Raw genomic sequence first — 3,183 nt, 5'->3', positions numbered from 1 at the left:
CCACTCACCCCAAGCCCACCAGCTCAGATGAGGACATTTAGAACCCCGAACTGGTTAGTTATCTCAGAAACGGCGCGCTGCCCGACGGCACAGCGGTCTCCTCGGGCGAGGGCGGTGGCGTCCGCGTCGGCGGCGGCGGCGCCTATCAGCCGCAGTTCACCCATCACATGTACCTGCCGATGCCCGCCGACGCGCCGGATCCGAACGCTCCCGTCGATGCGCCGCCGGCGGCTCCCGTTGAGTTCCTGCCCCCGGCTCCCGCCGAGGTGCCGCCGCCCGCACCCGTGGACTTCGTTCCGCCGGCCCCGGCCGACGTACCCCCGCCGCCCGCCGCCGAACTCCCGGCTCCGGCCGACGTGGCGGTCTGAGCGGTTAGACGTAACGGTTGCGACCGGCCAGCGCGCCGGTCACCATCTGGATCGCGTAGACCGCCAGGACCAGGCCCCAGGACACCGTCCAGCCACCCGTGACCTCGTGCAACAGACCGAACAAGAACGGACCGACCCCGGCCAGCAGGTAGCCGATGCCCTGCGCCATGCCCGAGAGCCGAGCGGTGTCGGCGGCATCGCGCGAGCGCAATGCGATGACCGTGAGGGCCAGCGAGAACACGCTCATCCCGAGGCCGAGCAAGATGCTCCACAGCAAGGGGGCGACATCGGGCGCCACGGCCAGGCCGATAACGCCGGCGATGCCGAGCACTCCGAGGCCGACGATCCAGCCACTCTGGCTGGGCTTGCGGGCGGCCGCCGGCGCGATCACGACACTCACCGGCACGGCCAGCACGGAGACCAGCCCGAGCAGCAATCCGGCGGCACCCTTGCTCATGCCGCCGTCGATGAAGACCGCGGGCAGCCAGCCCATCGCCACGTAGGCGAGGAACGCCTGGCAGCCGAAGAACAGGGTGATGGTCCACGCGAGCGGATTGCGGAGCATCGATCGGCGCGACGGCAATGCGTCGGTGTCGACCTGGGGTCGGGCCGCCGAGGCCGAACCGCCGCGGCCGGTCGCCGCCAGCCAGGCCGCCAGGGCGAGTGCGGCCAGCCCCGCCCACGCGCCGAGTGCGGTACGCCACCCGGAGAGCGCGTCGATCGCCGGTGTCACGGCCGAGCCGAGCGCGCCGCCGCCCTGCAGGGCGGCGGTGTACACGCCGGTCATCAGGCCGATCCGGGCCGGGAACGATTCCTTGATGACGACGGGGATGAGCACGTTGATCAACGCGATCCCGGCGGTCGCGACGAGCGTGCCACCGATGACGACCGACGGTCCGTCGACCACCCGCAGCACCAGCCCGACGCTGAGCACGACAAGGGCCAGGGCGATCGCGCGGTCCACGCCGACCCTGGCCGCCAACCGCGGCGCGGCCAGACCGGCAGCGGCGAAGCACAGCCCGGGCAAGGTGGTCAACACCCCCGCCCAGATCGCGGAGGCACCCATCGAATCGCGCATATCGCCCAACAACGGACCCACACTGGTGATCGCCGGGCGAAGATTGAGTGCAGTGAGTACGACAGCCACCGTCAACAGCACGCCGCCGGCCGCCGGTCGCGACCCAAGGGTGCCCGCGACGGGCGGAAGGTCGATGGTGCTGCTGTGGCGGGAGTCGGTCACCGGCGTTAGCATGCCATACATCCCATGATTGGATGAAAGGGGTCTTGTGTGCCATTAGCCACAACACGTCGAACCGGACTCGTCGATCAGGTCATCGACCAGCTCCGCGCTTCGGTGACGGCGGGGGAGTACCCGATCGGGACCAAGATCCCCACTGAACCGGCCCTGGCCGAGACGCTGGGTGTCGGTCGCAACACCGTGCGGGAAGCGGTCCGCGCCCTGGCGCACGGCGGCATCCTGGAGGTCCGCCAAGGCGACGGCACCTATGTCCGCGCCACCAGCGAGGTGTCCGGGGCACTGCGCCGGCTCTGCGGATCCGAACTACGCGAGGTGCTGCAGGTCCGAAGGTGCCTGGAGGTGGAGGGCGCACGGCTGGCCGCCACCGCCCGCACCGACACCGACCTTGCCGAACTCTGGCAGTTGTTGCGGCGCCGCGACGAACTTCAGCACGAGCCTGACCTGGAGGATTTCGCGCGCGCCGATGCCGAGCTGCATTTCGCCGTGGTGCGCAGTTCCCACAACACGGTGCTGACCGAGCTGTACCGCGGCCTGACCGAAGTGGTGCTCGCCAGCGTGGCGACCACCACCCACGAGACCGCGGCGGCCGCCCACATCAGGCACCGCGGTCTGGTCGAGGCGATCGATGCGCAGGATGTCGAGCGCGCCGCGCGGGAGGCCGGCGGTTTCCTGGACGAGCTGCTGGGCGAACTGCCCAACCCCGCCTGAACCGATTACTCGGGGCGCAGATCGGCGCTGTCGACGAAGGTCAGCCAGCCGCTGTCGAGTTGGACCGCCCAGCGGCGGGCCGGATCGGCGATGTGATTGTCGCCGACGGACACCGCGTAACCGGCCGCGTCACCGAAGTCGTCGACGACGACGCCGTGTGCCTCCTCGGCGGTGTCGGGGTGGACCAGCACCCGCACGTTGACGGCGAGTCCTCCGTCACGGTCGTTGTCGTCGCCGTCGGTGTCGGCATCCACGATTTCCTGAGCGGTCACCAGAGTTCACCTGTCATTCCTGGCGGCTGATCAATGTCAGCCGCGGGCCTGTGTGCCTTTCCCCGAATCGGATATTCCGGTGTCGTGCTGCTCGCCACCGGTATGCGCAGCAGTTAACGATTGAAATACCTTATCCCCCGACCGGTACCCGATGCACACCACCGATTCCTCCGATCGCACCCGACGCCCGGTGCGCCTGCCGACACCTGGCTCCTGCGGGTCTCGATCAAGCCCCTCGACCTGATCGAAACCCGTCCCCCACGTCGATCTTTGGACATCCGACTGGTTGGTGTCAACCTCGGAGGAGACCACCCCAAGCCATGGCGGCACGGCGCTCGAAAACACGAACGACACCCCGAATCGCTACGGCGCCAACCGCACAGCAAAAACGAAAAGCAGACCGCGGAGAGGCTCGAATATGCACCCAGAAGCGGAGCGCGGCTAATCATTTCGCTGCTTGCAAATGTTTATCAAATGCGTGCTCGCGTCGATGGAATGACGGGCTCTTCACAGATGAGGGTGTAGAGGTGGTTGGCGCGTCGTTGCCGGGATAGAGGTCGAGGTCTCTCGAAAATGA

4 protein-coding genes are annotated in these 3,183 nt (G+C 68.3%); 2 read left to right on the top strand and 2 right to left on the bottom strand.

The window, feature by feature from the left end; all coding sequences use genetic code 11:
- Positions 1-179 precede the first annotated feature (179 nt).
- On the top strand, positions 180-368 hold the full coding sequence (locus AWB94_RS36295; protein ID WP_420092924.1) for a hypothetical protein: 189 nt from the start codon (positions 180-182) through the stop codon (positions 366-368).
- A 4-nt stretch (positions 369-372) separates the two neighbouring features.
- Here the strand turns inward: AWB94_RS36295 and AWB94_RS19910 are convergent, their stop codons facing one another.
- Positions 373-1,608, bottom strand: coding sequence for an MFS transporter (locus AWB94_RS19910; RefSeq protein WP_409365976.1), 1,236 nt, complete (start codon positions 1,606-1,608; stop codon positions 373-375).
- Positions 1,609-1,656: 48 nt separating this feature from the next.
- On the opposite strand from AWB94_RS19910, the gene AWB94_RS19905 reads away from it, so the two are divergent.
- Positions 1,657-2,334: a FadR/GntR family transcriptional regulator gene (locus AWB94_RS19905; protein ID WP_062657768.1), complete on the top strand. Its 678-nt coding sequence runs from the start codon at positions 1,657-1,659 to the stop codon at positions 2,332-2,334.
- Positions 2,335-2,339: 5 nt separating this feature from the next.
- On the opposite strand, the gene AWB94_RS19900 is transcribed toward AWB94_RS19905, so the two are convergent.
- Positions 2,340-2,606 carry a hypothetical protein gene (locus AWB94_RS19900; protein WP_062657767.1) on the bottom strand — a complete coding sequence of 89 codons (267 nt, stop codon included), beginning with the start codon at positions 2,604-2,606 and terminating at the stop codon, positions 2,340-2,342.
- Between the last annotated feature and the right edge of the window lie 577 nt (positions 2,607-3,183).

Origin of the sequence: Mycolicibacterium canariasense (assembly GCF_002101555.1) — a bacterium.
GTDB classification, from domain to species: Bacteria; Actinomycetota; Actinomycetes; order Mycobacteriales; family Mycobacteriaceae; genus Mycobacterium; species Mycobacterium canariasense.
Note: the sequence above shows the minus strand (reverse complement) of the source record. Positions and strands in the feature narration are given on the sequence as shown.